General features: G+C 42.3%; 18 protein-coding genes and 2 pseudogenes. 12 read left to right on the plus strand and 8 right to left on the minus strand.

The features are described from left to right. Positions 1-405 precede the first annotated feature (405 nt). From B7L70_RS09195 to B7L70_RS09220, 9 genes and pseudogenes are all read left to right on the plus strand, one after another. Entirely contained in the window at positions 406-1,371 is a 966-nt protein-coding gene (locus B7L70_RS09195) for an aspartate aminotransferase family protein (RefSeq protein WP_238376188.1), read from the plus strand. Beyond that, complete coding sequence (locus B7L70_RS13965; RefSeq protein ID WP_238376189.1) at positions 1,340-1,522, plus strand: hypothetical protein; 183 nt, start codon at positions 1,340-1,342, stop codon at positions 1,520-1,522. Before B7L70_RS09195 ends, B7L70_RS13965 begins: the two co-directional genes overlap by 32 nt. Before the next feature lie 154 nt (positions 1,523-1,676). Then, entirely contained in the window at positions 1,677-1,970 is a 294-nt protein-coding gene (locus B7L70_RS14170; RefSeq protein ID WP_162009148.1) for an iron-containing alcohol dehydrogenase, read from the plus strand. A gap of 1 nt (position 1,971) precedes the next feature. Then, on the plus strand, positions 1,972-2,469 hold the full coding sequence (locus B7L70_RS14175) for an iron-containing alcohol dehydrogenase (protein ID WP_162009149.1): 498 nt from the start codon (positions 1,972-1,974) through the stop codon (positions 2,467-2,469). Next, the gene (locus B7L70_RS13490) at positions 2,451-2,603 is read left to right on the plus strand and encodes a hypothetical protein (protein ID WP_162009150.1); all 153 of its coding nucleotides are present in this window, start codon (positions 2,451-2,453) and stop codon (positions 2,601-2,603) included. Before B7L70_RS14175 ends, B7L70_RS13490 begins: the two co-directional genes overlap by 19 nt. Positions 2,604-2,824: 221 nt before the next feature. Next, positions 2,825-3,804 (plus strand): annotated as a pseudogene (locus B7L70_RS09210) (APC family permease). Continuing rightward, positions 3,740-4,228: a hypothetical protein gene (locus tag B7L70_RS13975; RefSeq protein ID WP_238376190.1), complete on the plus strand. Its 489-nt coding sequence runs from the start codon at positions 3,740-3,742 to the stop codon at positions 4,226-4,228. The pseudogene B7L70_RS09210 and the gene B7L70_RS13975 overlap by 65 nt, the downstream one beginning before the upstream one ends. Positions 4,229-4,307: 79 nt before the next feature. Further along, positions 4,308-5,237, plus strand: coding sequence for a polyamine aminopropyltransferase (gene speE, locus B7L70_RS09215; RefSeq protein WP_081227556.1), 930 nt, complete (start codon positions 4,308-4,310; stop codon positions 5,235-5,237). A 334-nt stretch (positions 5,238-5,571) separates the two neighbouring features. Continuing rightward, on the plus strand, positions 5,572-6,273 hold the full coding sequence (locus B7L70_RS09220; RefSeq protein ID WP_202908724.1) for an aldehyde dehydrogenase family protein: 702 nt from the start codon (positions 5,572-5,574) through the stop codon (positions 6,271-6,273). Positions 6,274-6,449: 176 nt separating this feature from the next. Here the strand turns inward: B7L70_RS09220 and B7L70_RS09225 are convergent, their stop codons facing one another. Both B7L70_RS09225 and B7L70_RS09230 read right to left on the minus strand, forming a co-directional pair. Further along, positions 6,450-7,304, minus strand: coding sequence for a class I SAM-dependent methyltransferase (locus B7L70_RS09225; RefSeq protein WP_081227557.1), 855 nt, complete (start codon positions 7,302-7,304; stop codon positions 6,450-6,452). 120 nt (positions 7,305-7,424) lie between these two features. Further along, positions 7,425-8,402, minus strand: a complete 978-nt coding sequence (locus tag B7L70_RS09230) for a metallophosphoesterase (RefSeq protein ID WP_081227558.1) — start codon at positions 8,400-8,402, stop codon at positions 7,425-7,427. Positions 8,403-8,541: 139 nt separating this feature from the next. On the opposite strand from B7L70_RS09230, the gene B7L70_RS09235 reads away from it, so the two are divergent. The 3 genes from B7L70_RS09235 to B7L70_RS09245 all read left to right on the plus strand — a co-directional run bounded on the left by B7L70_RS09235 (position 8,542) and on the right by B7L70_RS09245 (position 10,791). Then, positions 8,542-9,300, plus strand: coding sequence for a hypothetical protein (locus tag B7L70_RS09235; protein ID WP_081227559.1), 759 nt, complete (start codon positions 8,542-8,544; stop codon positions 9,298-9,300). A gap of 556 nt (positions 9,301-9,856) precedes the next feature. Further along, entirely contained in the window at positions 9,857-10,324 is a 468-nt protein-coding gene (locus tag B7L70_RS09240; RefSeq protein WP_143701607.1) for a hypothetical protein, read from the plus strand. A 197-nt stretch (positions 10,325-10,521) separates the two neighbouring features. Further along, positions 10,522-10,791: a hypothetical protein gene (locus tag B7L70_RS09245; protein WP_081227561.1), complete on the plus strand. Its 270-nt coding sequence runs from the start codon at positions 10,522-10,524 to the stop codon at positions 10,789-10,791. A gap of 371 nt (positions 10,792-11,162) precedes the next feature. On the opposite strand, the gene B7L70_RS09250 is transcribed toward B7L70_RS09245, so the two are convergent. The 6 genes and pseudogenes from B7L70_RS09250 to B7L70_RS09275 all read right to left on the minus strand — a co-directional run. Continuing rightward, on the minus strand, positions 11,163-11,660 hold the full coding sequence (locus B7L70_RS09250) for a stage II sporulation protein M (protein WP_081227562.1): 498 nt from the start codon (positions 11,658-11,660) through the stop codon (positions 11,163-11,165). Continuing rightward, positions 11,660-12,832 (minus strand): hypothetical protein, encoded by a 1,173-nt coding sequence (locus tag B7L70_RS09255; RefSeq protein ID WP_143701608.1) that lies wholly within the window; start codon positions 12,830-12,832, stop codon positions 11,660-11,662. Before B7L70_RS09255 ends, B7L70_RS09250 begins: the two co-directional genes overlap by 1 nt. 232 nt (positions 12,833-13,064) lie before the next feature. Further along, entirely contained in the window at positions 13,065-13,370 is a 306-nt protein-coding gene (locus tag B7L70_RS09260) for a hypothetical protein (RefSeq protein WP_081227564.1), read from the minus strand. A gap of 228 nt (positions 13,371-13,598) precedes the next feature. Beyond that, positions 13,599-14,000 carry a PIN domain-containing protein gene (locus B7L70_RS09265; RefSeq protein ID WP_081227565.1) on the minus strand — a complete coding sequence of 134 codons (402 nt, stop codon included), beginning with the start codon at positions 13,998-14,000 and terminating at the stop codon, positions 13,599-13,601. Beyond that, complete coding sequence (locus tag B7L70_RS09270; RefSeq protein ID WP_081227566.1) at positions 13,987-14,256, minus strand: hypothetical protein; 270 nt, start codon at positions 14,254-14,256, stop codon at positions 13,987-13,989. The genes B7L70_RS09265 and B7L70_RS09270 overlap by 14 nt, the downstream gene beginning before the upstream one ends. 239 nt (positions 14,257-14,495) lie before the next feature. Beyond that, a pseudogene (locus B7L70_RS09275) lies at positions 14,496-14,654 on the minus strand (30S ribosomal protein S30e); the annotation flags it as partial. Positions 14,655-15,033: the final 379 nt, after the last annotated feature.

The following is a 15,033-nucleotide window of genomic DNA, read 5'->3' on the forward strand; positions in this document are numbered from 1 at the left end:
CATCGCAATTACACTAATTTTGGCAGCATTTATGCTTCAGATACACAATAAGAAATAGATATTTTAGAAATGAAAAATGCGTGATTTATGATTATCAGGGCGGAGTTTCTGCTTACATAGTTATTATTTTTAGTCCTACCTTTACTTAGATTTATTTTGACATATTTTTGACTTATAATGCAAAAATCTTGATTATTTATCACAAATGCAATTTTATCTTCCATCTTTTTTCACTTACAGCTTGGATTCCACCTGCCACGAGACCATATTTTTAATAGGGTATCGCTAGCTGTACGTTATGTATTATTTTTTCTATAACTATAGAATCATCTTTCATATAATATATTATTGAGGTGTTTAAAAGGAAAGGAAGAATTTATATTGCTCTCGTCATTTAAGTTTTTGATGGTTGAGGAAGAGCTAGAAAGTTTGAGCTTCCCAGAGGCTCCCAGAATTGTTGTTAAGCCGCCCGGTCCTAAATCGCTTGAATTGTTAAACGCCCAGAAGGACCTTGAGACCAGCAGTGTTATTTACCCTAAGACCTTTAGGTTTGCAATTGATTCTGCCCGTGGTGCTACGATTAGGGATGTTGATGGTAATTACTACATTGATTGGGTTGCAGGTATTGCTGTGCTCAATGTTGGGCATAACAACCCGTACGTGGTTCAGGCAATTAGGGAGCAATTGGATAGGTATTGGCATTGGATGAGCGAGATACCCAGTGAGGCCAGAATTAGGTTCCTGAAAAACCTACATTCAACGCTGCCCGAGGGACTTAGGGATAAGGCTAAGGCAATCTTTGGAGTGACTGGGGCCGATGCCTGCGAGACAGCCATTGCATTGGCTAGGTGGGTTACCAAGAAGCCGGTCATCATGGCCTTTGAGGGTGCTTACCACGGTGTTCACCAGGGCATTGTCATGACAACGGCTAAGACGGAGCTGCAGGTCTACGCTGGTGTGCCCATGGTTAACGTGGTTAGGGTTCCATACCCATACCCATATAGGTGTCCGTTACCAGCTAAGGATGCCGAGGATTGTGGTAATGCGGTCCTGAACTACATTGATCACCTACTGAGTGACCCGTATAGTGGTGTTGGTGAGGTTGGTGCAATAGTCGTGGAGCCGGTGCAGGGTGAGGGTGGTTACATAGTACCGCCTAAGAACTTTCTTAGGGGTCTTAGGGAGATCGCGGATAAGCATGGCATACTACTTATCGCTGATGAGGTTCAGACTGGCGTGGGTAGGACTGATAGGTGGTGGGCGGTGGAGCACTCAGGCGTTACACCGGATATAATGTGCATATCGAAGGCTATTGGTGGTGGTATACCCATGTCCGTTGTTGCCTATAGGGCTGAGTACGACGAGATTTGAGGATATTGCCGAGAGATACCCAATCATTGGTGACGTTAGGGGCTTGGGCTTCATGATAGGCGTTGAGTTCGTTAAGGATAGGTTAAGTAAGGAACCAGGCGCAGAATTAGCTAGTGAGTCTAGGAAGATGTTGTTCGAGAGGGGGTCTTAATGCACACCTGTGGGCACTACGGCAATGTTCTTAGGTTTATGGCGCCATTAGTATTAACTAAAAGGCATCTGGAAGAGGGTATACGAATATTCGAGGAAGTGGTTAGGGAGTTATCAAGAGGTCGTTTATGAGGTTAATAAAATTAGCAACAAACATGAGTGTTGGGTTAGGTGCGCTTAATGAGATTGGGGAGGTGTTTAGGCAGTCAAATGCGCCCAATAAATTATTTCTAATAATGGGACCAACAACCCGTAAGTTATCTGGCGACGCGGTAGCTGGTAGATTAACTAAGGAAGGTTATAACGTGGTGACTCACGTGATTGAGGGTGGCGCCACGTTCGATAATGCAGAGGATGCGCTTAGGCGTGTTAAGGAGTCTGGTGCCGAGGGTATTGTTGGTGTTGGTGGTGATTCAATAATAGATATTGTTAAGTACGTGGGTTTTTAAATTGGATTTATTTACTATATTCATACCAACGACATTGTCTAGCGATGCGATAGCCTCACCCTTCAGTGTGTTGTGGAAGGAAGGTAAATCACACGCAGTAAGGACCAAGTTCCCAAACCTAGTGATTGGTGATTACGATGTCCTAATGAAGGAACCGCATAAGTTTGTTGCAGCTGGTTTTGGTGACATGGTCGCCAAGTACACCGCACTCTTTGACTGGAGATTGGCGTATTGGCTGGGCGATGAGCCATACCTAGACTTTGCAGCCCAACTGGCAGAATCAATACTTAACCTACTCCTGAGGAGGGTTAAGGATGTTGCGGCCCAGAACTACATTGGGATTGAGACCCTCTTCTACGCAGAGGTTATGGATGGTTACCTAATGGAATTGGCTAACACCACAAGGGTCGCTGCAGGTAGTGAGCATTTAATAGCGTTTGCCATAGAGCATGTGGCTGGTAAGGGGATGCATGGGAGCAGGTGGGCCTTGGAACAATAATAAGTGCTTATCTACAAAATAGGGATTGGAGAATGGTGAGGGAGGCGCTGGAGACTGTTGGTGCGCCAACTACGGCGGATGAGCTTGGCTTAAGTAAGGAGGAGCTAATTAAGGCGTTGCAAATTGCGCATTAAATGAGAAATTGGTATACGATATTGGGTGATAGAGGATTAAGTGCAGGTAAGGCTGAAAGGTTATTGAGATACACAAAAATAATAAGCTAAACATGTATAAATTACACCAGGACTAATATTAATAAAATTAATAATCTATGAATTATTATTATATTTAGCAACATAGTTAAATATATATGGAGTAATTCTTTAATATATAGATTATGTTATATTAATTCGGTATGAGTACGGAAGTTAGGAGGACTCAGCTTAGGAGGGGTGCTGTGGCTTTTTGGCACGCCGTGTTTCAATCCTTCTCTTTCGTGGCACCTGCCGGTGATGTGGCGATACTATTGTTAGGCACCGCACAGTTTGCACTTGGTGCAACGCCATTGGCTATATTACTTGCTTGGTTGATATACGGTCTTTGGCTTGTTGTACCTTATGAATTCTCAAAATACATAGTTAACGCTGGCAGTTATTACGCATATTCAGCAAGGAGTAGCGGCCCCTCGGCGTTATGGCCCTCTGGTACTGGATGCTAGAGCAACTAACTGGACCTGCATTTGGAATACTTGGTTTGGCTGGCTTCCTATACCTAATAAGCCCTGCCGTGACGCATATACCATACATATGGATAGCCTTTGCACTAATAATCTGGGCCTATGGAGCCGTACTGTCGTACCTAGGCATAAGACCCTCGCTAAATTATGTCATGTATACAGGCTTCGCTGAAGCTCTCTTTCTATTTATCAGCGCCCTAATAATAATCGCGATGCTCGGTTCTAAGAATACCTGGGTCGTTTGGACACCCGCACCTCTTAAATGGACCTGGGCGCCTGTATTTTTCGGTACTATATACTCAGTGCTTGATTTCACTGGATTAGGTACGGCAACCACAATTTCTGAGGAGGTTAGGGATCCAAGGAGAATAATTAGGTGGGCTTTGATTACTGCCTGGATTCTCTCAGGTCTTGCCTTGATAATACCAGCCTATGCATTGACTGTGGGTTGGGGTGTTAATCAGATGAGCACTTACGCAACGTCGCCTGATCCAGGGCTTATTGTTTACATGAAGTACCTTGGTTTGGCTGGTTGGACCTTGCTTGTTGCATTTACGATAAATAGTTATTTCTCATACATGGTGGCTAAGTTCAATGCTGTGTCTAGGATTTGGTTTAGTAGTGCCCGTGACGGGCTTTGGTTTAGGAATTGGTCTTGATAAAGTTCACGGGAGATTTAGGACACCAAGTAGGTCCATCCTCCTTTTCGCAACATTAATATTGATTATAAACATCGTGACCGGCCTAATAATGGGCCCAACAAATGGGGGTGTTTGGTTACTTACCTTTGCCGGACTCGGTATCATAGCCGTCCATATAGTGGCCAATTCAGCCTTAACGATATATTCACATAGGCAGGGTATGCTTAGGAAAGAGTGGCTTAAGCATGGCTTAATACCGACAGTGGCCTCCGTGCTCGGAGCCATAGTTTTCTTCTACAGTGTATACCCACTGCCTTCATATCCGTACAACATGGCAGTAATCGCAAGCTTTGTATGGATTATAATAGGTGTGGTATTGGCTATATACTATTGGAGGAAGCGCCCCGATATATTAACAAATGCAGGGCTATCATATGAGTAACCATGAACAAAAACCTGTATTGGAATGACGAAATAAATACGTTTAAACTTAAAAGGATATTGTCTTAACTTCATGATTGATGAGTATTGGGAATGTTAGTAGGGAAGGTACCTGGTTTATGGAATTCAACACCCCCTTCAGCTGGCACGTTAGGGGCATTAGGAAGGTGCTGTATAGTGGCACTACTAAGTATCAGAGGGTTGCCGTTGTTGAGTTTGAGGATTTGGGTAAGGCGTTGATACTTGATGGGAAGATCCAAAGCACACTCTATGATGAGTTCATCTACCACGAATCCCTTGTTCATCCTGCAATGATCACGCATCCCAATCCCAGGAAGGTGTTAATACTTGGTGGTGGTGAGGGCGCTACGGCTAGGGAGGTGCTTAAACACAGGAGCGTTGAAGAGGTCGTCATGGTTGATATTGATGAGGATGTGATAAAAATATCTAAAGAATACTTACCAGAAATGAACCAAGGGGTTTTTGGAAATCCGAAATTAAAACTTGTGATTGACGATGGTAGAAAATTCGTAAGTAATACTAAGGATAAGTATGATGCAATAATCCTCGATTTAACGGACCCTCTTGAAGGCGGACCATCTTACCTACTATATACGGTAGAATTCTACAATATACTTAAGAATAGATTGAATGAGAATGGCATCATCGTGACACAGGCAACATCGACATTCTACGCCTTAAGGACATTTGCCACAGTATATAGAACAATGGCATCCGTATTTCCCATAGCTAGGCCATACCATGTATATGTACCTTCATTTGACAGTACCTGGGGTTTTGTTATAGGTTCCTTCAACCTGGATCCCCTTACATTAACACCTGAAGAGATTAATACAAGGATTAGGGATAGAATTCATGGTGAATTGAGATTTTACGAAGGCGATATTCATAAGGTGCTATTTACATTACCTAAGCACATAAGGAATGCTCTTGAGGATAAATCCATAATACCAGCTACAGATAATAACCCAACATTCTTACCCGCGTAATATTACGTCCAAAAATCTTTAATATGAATATTAAATATATTTATTTTGTTTTTATTAATAATTGTGAATAATGATCTTATTTTTAGTCTTTAAGATAAATATAAAACATTTTTCGAGTAATAAATAAAAGGCAGTACATTGTTGCATGTAGCACTATGGATATTCTGGATTTAATAGAAAATGTGAAGAAGGAATATGTGAATAAAACTAGAAGGGTCCCAAGAATTGTATGATGAGCTTAAAAAATATACACCATATGGTGTGCATAGTAATTGGCGTATTTGGGATCCATACCCGATATTTACGAGCAGGGCGAGGGGTTCGTGCATATGGAATGTTGATGGTAATAAACTTAGTGCACCTGGACAACTCGGTTGTTGAGTACCTGGTGACGCACAGGCTTGTTGAGGGTACCGCATTCGTTGGTACATCGACAATAGCCCTAAGGCTTTATGAGGCATCGGCGAGGGCTGGTAAGAGGTTCCTTGGCGGTGGTAGTGCCGCCAACTACGCTGTTGTCATGCCTGACGCCAACCTCGAGAGGACTGTGGAGACGCTGATACACTCGAAGTATGGTAATGCTGGACAGAGGTGCTTGGCTATACAGAACATCGTGGTTGTTGGTGATGATAACTTCTACAACAAGTTCAGGAACGCCTTTGTTGAGAGGGCTAGGGTGTTGAGGGTTGGTTATGGGCTTGATGAGTCCGTTGAGATGGGTCCAATGACCACGGAGCAGTATAGGCAGAACGTGATTAGGAAGGTTGAGAATGCCGTGAACGCCGGGGCCAGGGTTGTGCTTGATGGTAGGGATTACAAGGTTCAGGACTACCCAAGGGGCTTCTACCTGGGTCCTACGATACTCGAGGATGTTGGTCCGGACATGGACATCGCTAGGGAGGAGGTCTTTGGACCCGTTGCGAATTTAATTAGGGCTGGCAACCTCGATGAGGTTATTGACTGGATCAATAGGGTAAGTATCATCACTCGGTTGCGATATTCACGCAAAATGGTGCCTGGGCTAGGCACTTCGTGAACAACGTGAATGTGGGCAACGTTGGCGTCAACATTGGCATAGCGGCACCAGTTGGTTCCCATTCGGAGGTAGGGGGATATCTGGACTCGGAAGCCACCACCCACAAATAGACGTAATAGACTTCCTAACAGACAGAAAAGCAACAATAATAAGATGGTTCTAAGTTGTGTTTAAAATCATGAACCAACCTTCCTACTAATTATAATAAAAGTCGTTGCCAAATACTTAAATGGTGCATAGTTACCTAGTATATTATCAAACTCGTAAAATAATGCGGCAAGCTTCTTAATCTTACTATCACTCCACTGGTGTAGTCTCGATGGTATTATATTGGAGAGTACGTGTATGCCTTTGACATCGATTACTTTAAATCCGCGTTCGTGTAACATACTTGTTAGTTCCTTATACGTAAAGAATCTAAATGGTAATATCTCATTATTATGGCCATACCAATAACCAACATGGCCCTTACCATCGAGTAACCCCTTCAAAAACCTCCTCGCTGATATGCCACCCAATAATGCCTCATATGCCATGTCTATACACACTAGGTTATCGGCATCGAATATTAAGTAGCCACCCTTCTCCAACACTCTAGAGACCTCCTTAAATGCGTTCTCAGACTCTATAATGTGATTGAAAACACTGCCGTAAGCTATGACGGCATCGAAATACCCATCCCTAAAGGGCAACTTGACAGCATCACCCTGAATAGGGTCACTGCATCTTCTGGCTTTCTTACATTTATTAACTGACGCATAGGATATGTCTAGACTAACCACGTGATAGCCACGCGATCTAAGAAACCTACTCCAGATACCAGTACCACTACCGAGATCGAGGACCTTACTCCTTATTTTTATGTTGTCAAAATACTCCTTGAACACTCCGTAAAGTTCACCATACAGATGCCTATAATACTTGGAAGCTTTTAAATAAATTATTTCGTACCTGGACGCCAATTCATCGTATAGCGTGCTCACATAACGTTCGTAAGGTTCTACACTGGATGACTCATCGTCACCCTCCACTCTTTATCTCCCAGCCCTTGTAATTAAGGCTTGCTTATAAATGCTACTGTCACCATTAAACAATAATACTATTTTAAAATTTCCAGTAATTTTCCTGGTTGCTCTTAATTTGCATCGGTATTAGCCTCTAACGAAGATTTTATCCTTTAATTTTCCATCCTCAATAATCAAATAGGCAAGCCTTAGGGCTCCAACCATGTATTCACTACCGGCATTTACTACGGGAACCTTACGGCCACATTTACATTGTAAATAGTCTATACCGGGAGATTCATGAATATGACCATGGAGGCCGATTGCGGGACCGTAATTCTCAAGGATTTCTCTAACGGCTGTACTGCCGGCGTGATCCATGACCATCTCACCACCAGCGGTTACTGGTCTCAAATCTGGGGTTAGTTTGGGCGCTAGGTCTATCGTTGTGCCATAAGGTGGTACATGTATTGCAGCCAACACCCTAGTCATTTTACTCGGTTCAATATTCCCAAACAATTTCTCCAGCCTTCTCTTAATTTCATCCTCGGGTATTTCCCTTTCAGTATGCCAGGGTGTTGGATTTGAGTATCCAAAACCAAGTAGTACGTACCTGCCTATTTCCAGTATTTTCTCATCGCCGTAGATTAAAGTATCATTATCAATGTGTTTTATGTGGTCTACGAACTCGCGGGGATCATCATTTCCGGGGAAGTAAAAGAGCTTTACATTAAACTGCCTATATCTTTCCTCAACCTTCCTCATCCAATCATCAAAACTACTAATCATTAATTTTACCAAGCTTTCACGGACTTTACTATTATTATTTAGTAATTCGTTATATTCATCCTCGTCAACAACATACGGATAGTAACCACTATTTTTTGCGTCCCGTACGACTTCCTCTAACTTTTTCTCATCGAAAGTCTTAACCTCGCCAAAGACGTTGGCAGTGTATTGACCATTCTTAAGCTTAATAATTGGCATTAGGGCCTTACCTGTTAAATCACCATTAAGTATTACAATATCTGCCTTGTATATTTTTGGTATGTTTGCAAGTTTTGCATAGGCTATCTCCGAACCATGTAGATCAGATACTAAAACAACTCTAATCCTATCTCCCATTATTCTTGCCTTCCCACAATTACTTAAAAAGTTTTCCCGCATCACTATACCAAATAAGATCTATTATTAAGATCTAATTATTGCGAATAAAGGTGCATGTGAGAAAAGCTTATAAGCATAATGAGAAAAAAATTGCTAGATGAGTCAGGACATTACTGAAGAAAAACTAAATAGGGGCTTAGAAATTGTTAACACATGTTCTAATAACAAGGTAACGTGCAGGTTACTTGGTGGTATAGCCATTTACTTCCTAGTACGTGACATATACCCGGAAGTCCCACCCCTTAAACGAGAGCCTAAGGATGTCGATTTAGCATCACATAAGAGGGATTCAGGGAAGGTTTCTAAGGCGCTAGAAACCATCGGTATTATAGCGGATAAACATTTTAATGCACTCCATGGCTGGGAGAGGCTTAAGTTCATGGATCCTAAATTCAATATGAGAATCGACGTTTTCCTAGACATATTCAGGGAGAGCCACGTCATAGACCTCTCGGATAGGCTCGAGAGGTTCTCACCAACAATACCACCGAGTGACCTACTAATGACCAAGCTCCAGATATGGGAGATAAATGAGAAGGATATTAAGGACATAATAGCCATGCTCTACAAATTCGAACTAGGCGATAAGGACGCAAACGACACAATAGACCTAGGTAGAATAACGCAATTAACATCAAACGACTGGGGACTATACAAAACAACAACAATAAACCTAGAAAGAACAACGAACTACCTCAACACAATAGAACTACCAAATAAGGCAAAGGAGAGAGTACTCAATAACATAAACAGGTTAAGGCAAGCAATAGAACAAGCCCCAAAAACCACAAAATGGAAAATGAGAGCAATGATAGGAGAAAGGGTAAAATGGTACGAAACACCCGAAGAAGCCTAACCCTAAAGCGCAAGCACTTAATCAAGTAGAATTAATTCATCCGCAGGTGGTGCTGTAGTAATTAAGCCAACTACAATTATTGAATATTGCACCTTCACATGGGGCTCAACATCAGTCTCACCTGGACAGACTACATCTTTCCAGGTGAATTGCATGATGTGGGATCCGCTTGGTCTCTATGAGTATTTCGTTGTTACGTACATAAATGGCCAGGGCTAGTTGAATGCGCTTAATCCACAACCTCAGGTTACGTATTGGAGTTTACCTGGTTTTAGCGGTACTCCTACGTTTAGTTATACGACGACAGGTACATCGTTTTATGGCATTTCAATACCTCCCAACAGTTGGTACTTTAATTCCGGTTGGATCTTTTATTTTGAACCTAGTGATTTCATAGTAGTAACTGCATCGTTGTCCGGTAAATGGGCCCCAATATATAGTGGTACATACCAAGGATGCGTATATAGTGACTTGAACATTTACTCACTATTTTACAATACGTGGTCTTGCCAAAACTTAAATATCTCCTGAATCTAAAGCTTACTTGGGTGATGATATGCCTCAAAATTATACCCGTCTATTGTATGGCCTTGGCGTTGCTGTTTTCCTAAACCTATTTGCATGGGTCTTCATCATTCCTCCTGTTCTAGTTAATGGTTTTTCACCATCAATGCTTTATCAGGTAGCTATTTCAATCATTGGTTTCACGTTAATAACTAAGTTCATTAAGGACGATATTGCAGAATTTAGCTTTGGATTTAGGAGGGTCCTTCTTCAGTCCCTGGTTTACCTAGCCCTGTGCCTAATCGTGCCCACTGGTGAGCTTGGCTTTATATATACTATCATGGGTTTCCCACCGCACCTAATCACCACACCTACACTTGGCGATTTACTTGCCCTTTATATGGCTACTTATGTCCCAGCGATGATAACCGTGGTACTGCTAATCTACGCATTCGCCATAACCCTTCTAGGCATGAGGTTGTTCAGGTCAGCCATGAAGAATAAGCACACCACGACCTGATCCCACTTTGCATTTCATCTTTCTTTCTTTTCAAAGGCGTAGAATCAACGACATACTCGATCTAGTCTTGACCATCCTGATCTCCTTCCCACCCTAAAGGGCGGGACTTTAGGTACGTTATTGCTGTATGTTATGTTTTCGTGGAATTAAAAAGGCTCTTAAGTGCTTTTGTACTTATGTTCTTTGGTGGTTAGGTGATGGGTGGTGGGAGGGATGTCGAGGTTATTAAGGTTGAGTTGCCCAGGGATTTGGCTGAGAGGTTTCGTAAATACGTTGCCGTGAAGTATGGGCTTAGGAGAGGCTCGTTGTCAAGGGCCATTGCTGATTTAATAGCCAGGGAACTGGCGTTGCATGGGGAGGTTGGTGGTATCGACGCCATTGTGGGCCTCGGCCTTCAGTCTGACTATCAATGGGGCGGTGAGGACATAATTGAGGCCCTGAGGAGGAGGGCCCATGTACCTGGTTGATGCTAATGTATTCCTGGAGGTGCTTTACAGGAGAGAATCATGAAGCTTTAATGCTGAATTGCAACTCTATCATTAACTTGGTTTAATCTCATGGGCATATGCGTATGGTGTTTACATAATGGCGTGTAGCGTGGCCAGTTAAAAATAAGCCGTTGAGTAATGATTAATGAGCGATTTTCGGCACTAGGCTGATATTACTACACTACTCTGGGTTCAGTTTTATATTGGTCAATACCACACCATAAATCGGCCATGGAGGCATATGTTAATAAATTGAACGAGATGGACATCGCAGCGACAATTGTGCCTAAAGGTTTCCTACTCTCTTCAGCCTAATTGTGTTAACGCTCTGTAAACATACTCAACTAGAACTATGCAATACCGCATAATTCTTTACTCAATAAATGTCTCGCTATCTGAACGGATACAAAGGACTCTATTAATGCAGCAGCAATTATTAAAACAAACCCTATGACCAAGACCCTCACGTAATTCCCATTACCATGATATCTAACACCAGCCAATGCAATTAATGAGTAACCAAGCACCTCAAAAACGCCGTGAGGCAACAAAGGCACTATAACCATTAAACTCCTCGCTACAAAAGACGTCATAAAACCGACATATAAACCCTCAACAAATAATATAAGACCCGCAAGAAGTACTGAGTAGCTAATCAGAAATACTATTAACGAAAAAGCGATGTTCCTCAGCAATATCATAAAAAGCATCCGCAATGGTGCTAAGCCATTCGTAACAAATGGGCACAAGCGATACAGCCATACATCGCCTAATAATATACCTCCCACGATGCCAACCCACATAGAGGCCATATTGCCCAACACAATATACGTATCCCTAATGCCCATCACCTAAAATAAAGAACATGTATAAGAGGTGCCATGACGTAATAAAGGTAGTCCAGGGCAATGAATATTGACGTAATCGATACCGCAGTTAACAACGCACGCCTCAAATTACGCAACGCAAACCAGGTAACTAGTAACGAGAAAATAAATGAAATAGCTATAGCCGTAATATTCGAATACAACCATGAATGATAAATAGAATAAAACACAAAGGACATCGCAGAGCCCATTGTGAAAATTGACGCATCTATCATGGAGAGATCAATCACCGAGTCATCACCTAAACCCTCACCAAACCACCTAATTATGGGCCTATAAATAATACCAAGTAACATAGTTAATAAGAATAAGCCAATAACAACACCAATATAGATAAGCGAGGCCAACTTAATGTAAACATCCACAGGAGGCACCGGATAAATGCCGGTAGTAACAAAACCAGCAAAGAAGGACGCAAGCAACGGAAACTCCCAGGGCGCGTAGGCACCAACGACATCACCATATAGAAAAACCAAGTCCCTCTTACCTGGATGCGTAAACCTCGACCTAATGGGGGCCCTCCTCGGATCATCAATCCCAAAGAGCGACTTGAGCACCATCCTAAAGCCCTCCAGGGATTTAGGACCCAACCGTCTGTGAACAGCCCTATCGGCAAGCAACTCAAAGGTCCTAGTCAATACGATAAGTGACGTAACTAAAAACGGTAATTCAGTCCACAGCATCGGGTAACCCCTCCTACCGTAATAAACAAGCATCGACAACCCAATGAATAAGATGGCATTAAGGACCAGGGTGTGCTTATGCCTCGCGTGATAACCCTCATGAATATCAACAACATCAACCGCGCATTTATCGAACCCCTCAGGGTACATGGCAATAACCAGGTCATGATAAAGCATGTTTATGGTAAAGCCATTATACTTATCATTACTAACCAACCGAATTAGGATAAGCCTACCATCACGAACACCCAAGCCCCTAACATACATGTAAATCAAGGCATCATTCAACAACATCAACAACACGAAATAAACAACGACAAAACCCACGAAATAACCCAGCGAGAACTTAAATAAGTAAATAAGGCATATGTATATTAAGACCATCAATTCAATGCTAAGTAATATAACAAGTAATGTAATAACATTAATTACCACACGCCTCAACGACACATCCTTAACCGAACTAAACACTCTATGATATGCCCCACGAATAAGATATGCACCAAATAGAGCACCTACTGCGGTGCCTATGACAAAGTTTACGAGGAGTGGGAGTTTTATGCCACTGAGGGTTTTAGATAAGTAAATTTCACCGAGAATTGTTAATACAGCTATTAAAATGCCAAGAAATAAATTATAGATCTTCGATTTTAACCGAAGAGTTGACATTACTTACCACGTATTAAAGAATGATTGTAGTAACACCAGCACACATTATAAATGGTTCATTGTTAAGCGCGGCCAAACCCTCATGCCAAGCCTGTACAGCTGTTGAGTAAAACGTGTAACCACAACCCCCTACGTAACTCCAAAATCCAAGCCCCTGCGTAAGACCAGAAGCAAAGGTCGCTGCTGCTATTATATCGCCAACACCTATCGTACCAACAGCCAAGGCGATTGCTGGCGCTGCAAACTCAAAAGGTAGCACCACCGCGATTGCCGCCAAAGCCTCCGCCAACTCCTTGTTATCTAATCTCCTGGACTTCATACAATATTAGTTATTTTATCTAATATATATATTGCGCTCACGACAATAGACCATGCAACATTACTATCAAAAGAGAACCTAAAAATCCTTAAGTTCTGCCTTATTGATCATTACTCAACGACTTATTTCTCAACAGGCCACGCTACACGCCATTATGTAAATACCATACGCATATACACATGAGGTTAAACCAAGTTAATGATGCAGTTACCATTCAGCATTAAGGCCTCACGATGTTCGTAGTACATCGTGAGGTTCCAGCCTCTCAATACCTGTCTTGTCAAAGTCCTTATCGAATGATACCAATCTAAGCCCCATCTTCTTAGCGTAGTAATAATGAAGCCCATCATCGAAGTCAAGACCCACCCTAGACGCCAATTCAGATGCCATAACCTCCTCATCGATCGGTGAATCGATTATTACGAGCCCACGCCAAGTACTTAACTCAGACAAGTACTTACTCACCAAGTCCGGCTTACCGAGAATTGCGGAGACAGCGTGTATTGTGAAGTGGAGCACATATGCCCTAATATCGCCCCTCTTAACCCTGTTAAGAAACTCATAGCACTCGGCCCACCTATCCCTCCTGTAAAGCACCTCCAGGAATACATTAGCATCAACCAGGTACATGGGCCCTCCTCCTCAGGGCCTCAATTATGTCTTCACCGCCCCATTGATAGTCAGACTGAAGGCCGAGGCCCACAATGGCGTCAATACCACCAACCCCCCCATGCAACGCCAGTTCCCTGGCTATTAAATCAGCAATGGCCCTTGACAACGAACCCCTCCTAAGCCCATACTTCACGGCAACGTACCTACGAAACCTCTCAGCCAAATCCCTGGGCAACTCAACCTTAATAACCTCAACATCCCTCCCACCACCCACCACCTAACCACCAAAGAACATAAGTACAAAAGCACTTAAGAACCTTTTTAATCACACAAACAAACAGTCAAGAACGGATTAAGCAAAGAGCATCACTTGATAATCGAGACACACGATCCAAAGACCGTATAAGACACGTATTGAACCACCCACCCATCACAACCAACCCAAACCACCACACACCCAGAAAAACACCACCACAAAAAACCACAAACAAAAAGAAACAATTTAAAACAAAACTACGAAACCTGCTGACCCTGACCAAGCCTATACAACAAACGCCTATAATTACGACTATTCCTCAACCTAGGAACCAAATTCCTCCTAGGCTTAGCAGGAATCCTAGGCGTCTGACTCCTCACCTTGCCTGCTTTTGTCAATGACCCATGGGACGGTACGTTCTATCACCCAATTCTTACTAATTACTGCTTCTTTATAAGGTTTTCCTTCTCTTTGTCGTTTCTATTCTGTATTATTGCTAAAATTGTATTAATTTAATTTTAAACGTAGAGATCAGAGCTTTAATGTTCTTTATACCTCTTTATCTGAGATGAATATTTTATCTGATGATCCTGGAGAAAAGGCGCTACCTTATATAGGATCCTTGCCATCCATTAGAAGAGACTGGTCTCGTAGGATTAAAGCTCATAACATTAAGTTTTATGGGAGTTTTATGGAGTTTTTATCACATATCATTATCTTGCCATACGTAGGCGAAAAAGCCGTCGAAGTAACTAGGAACCTAAGCATGGAGATATACGTAGGTGCTTAATTTTT

This window comes from Vulcanisaeta sp. EB80 (genome assembly GCF_002078205.2).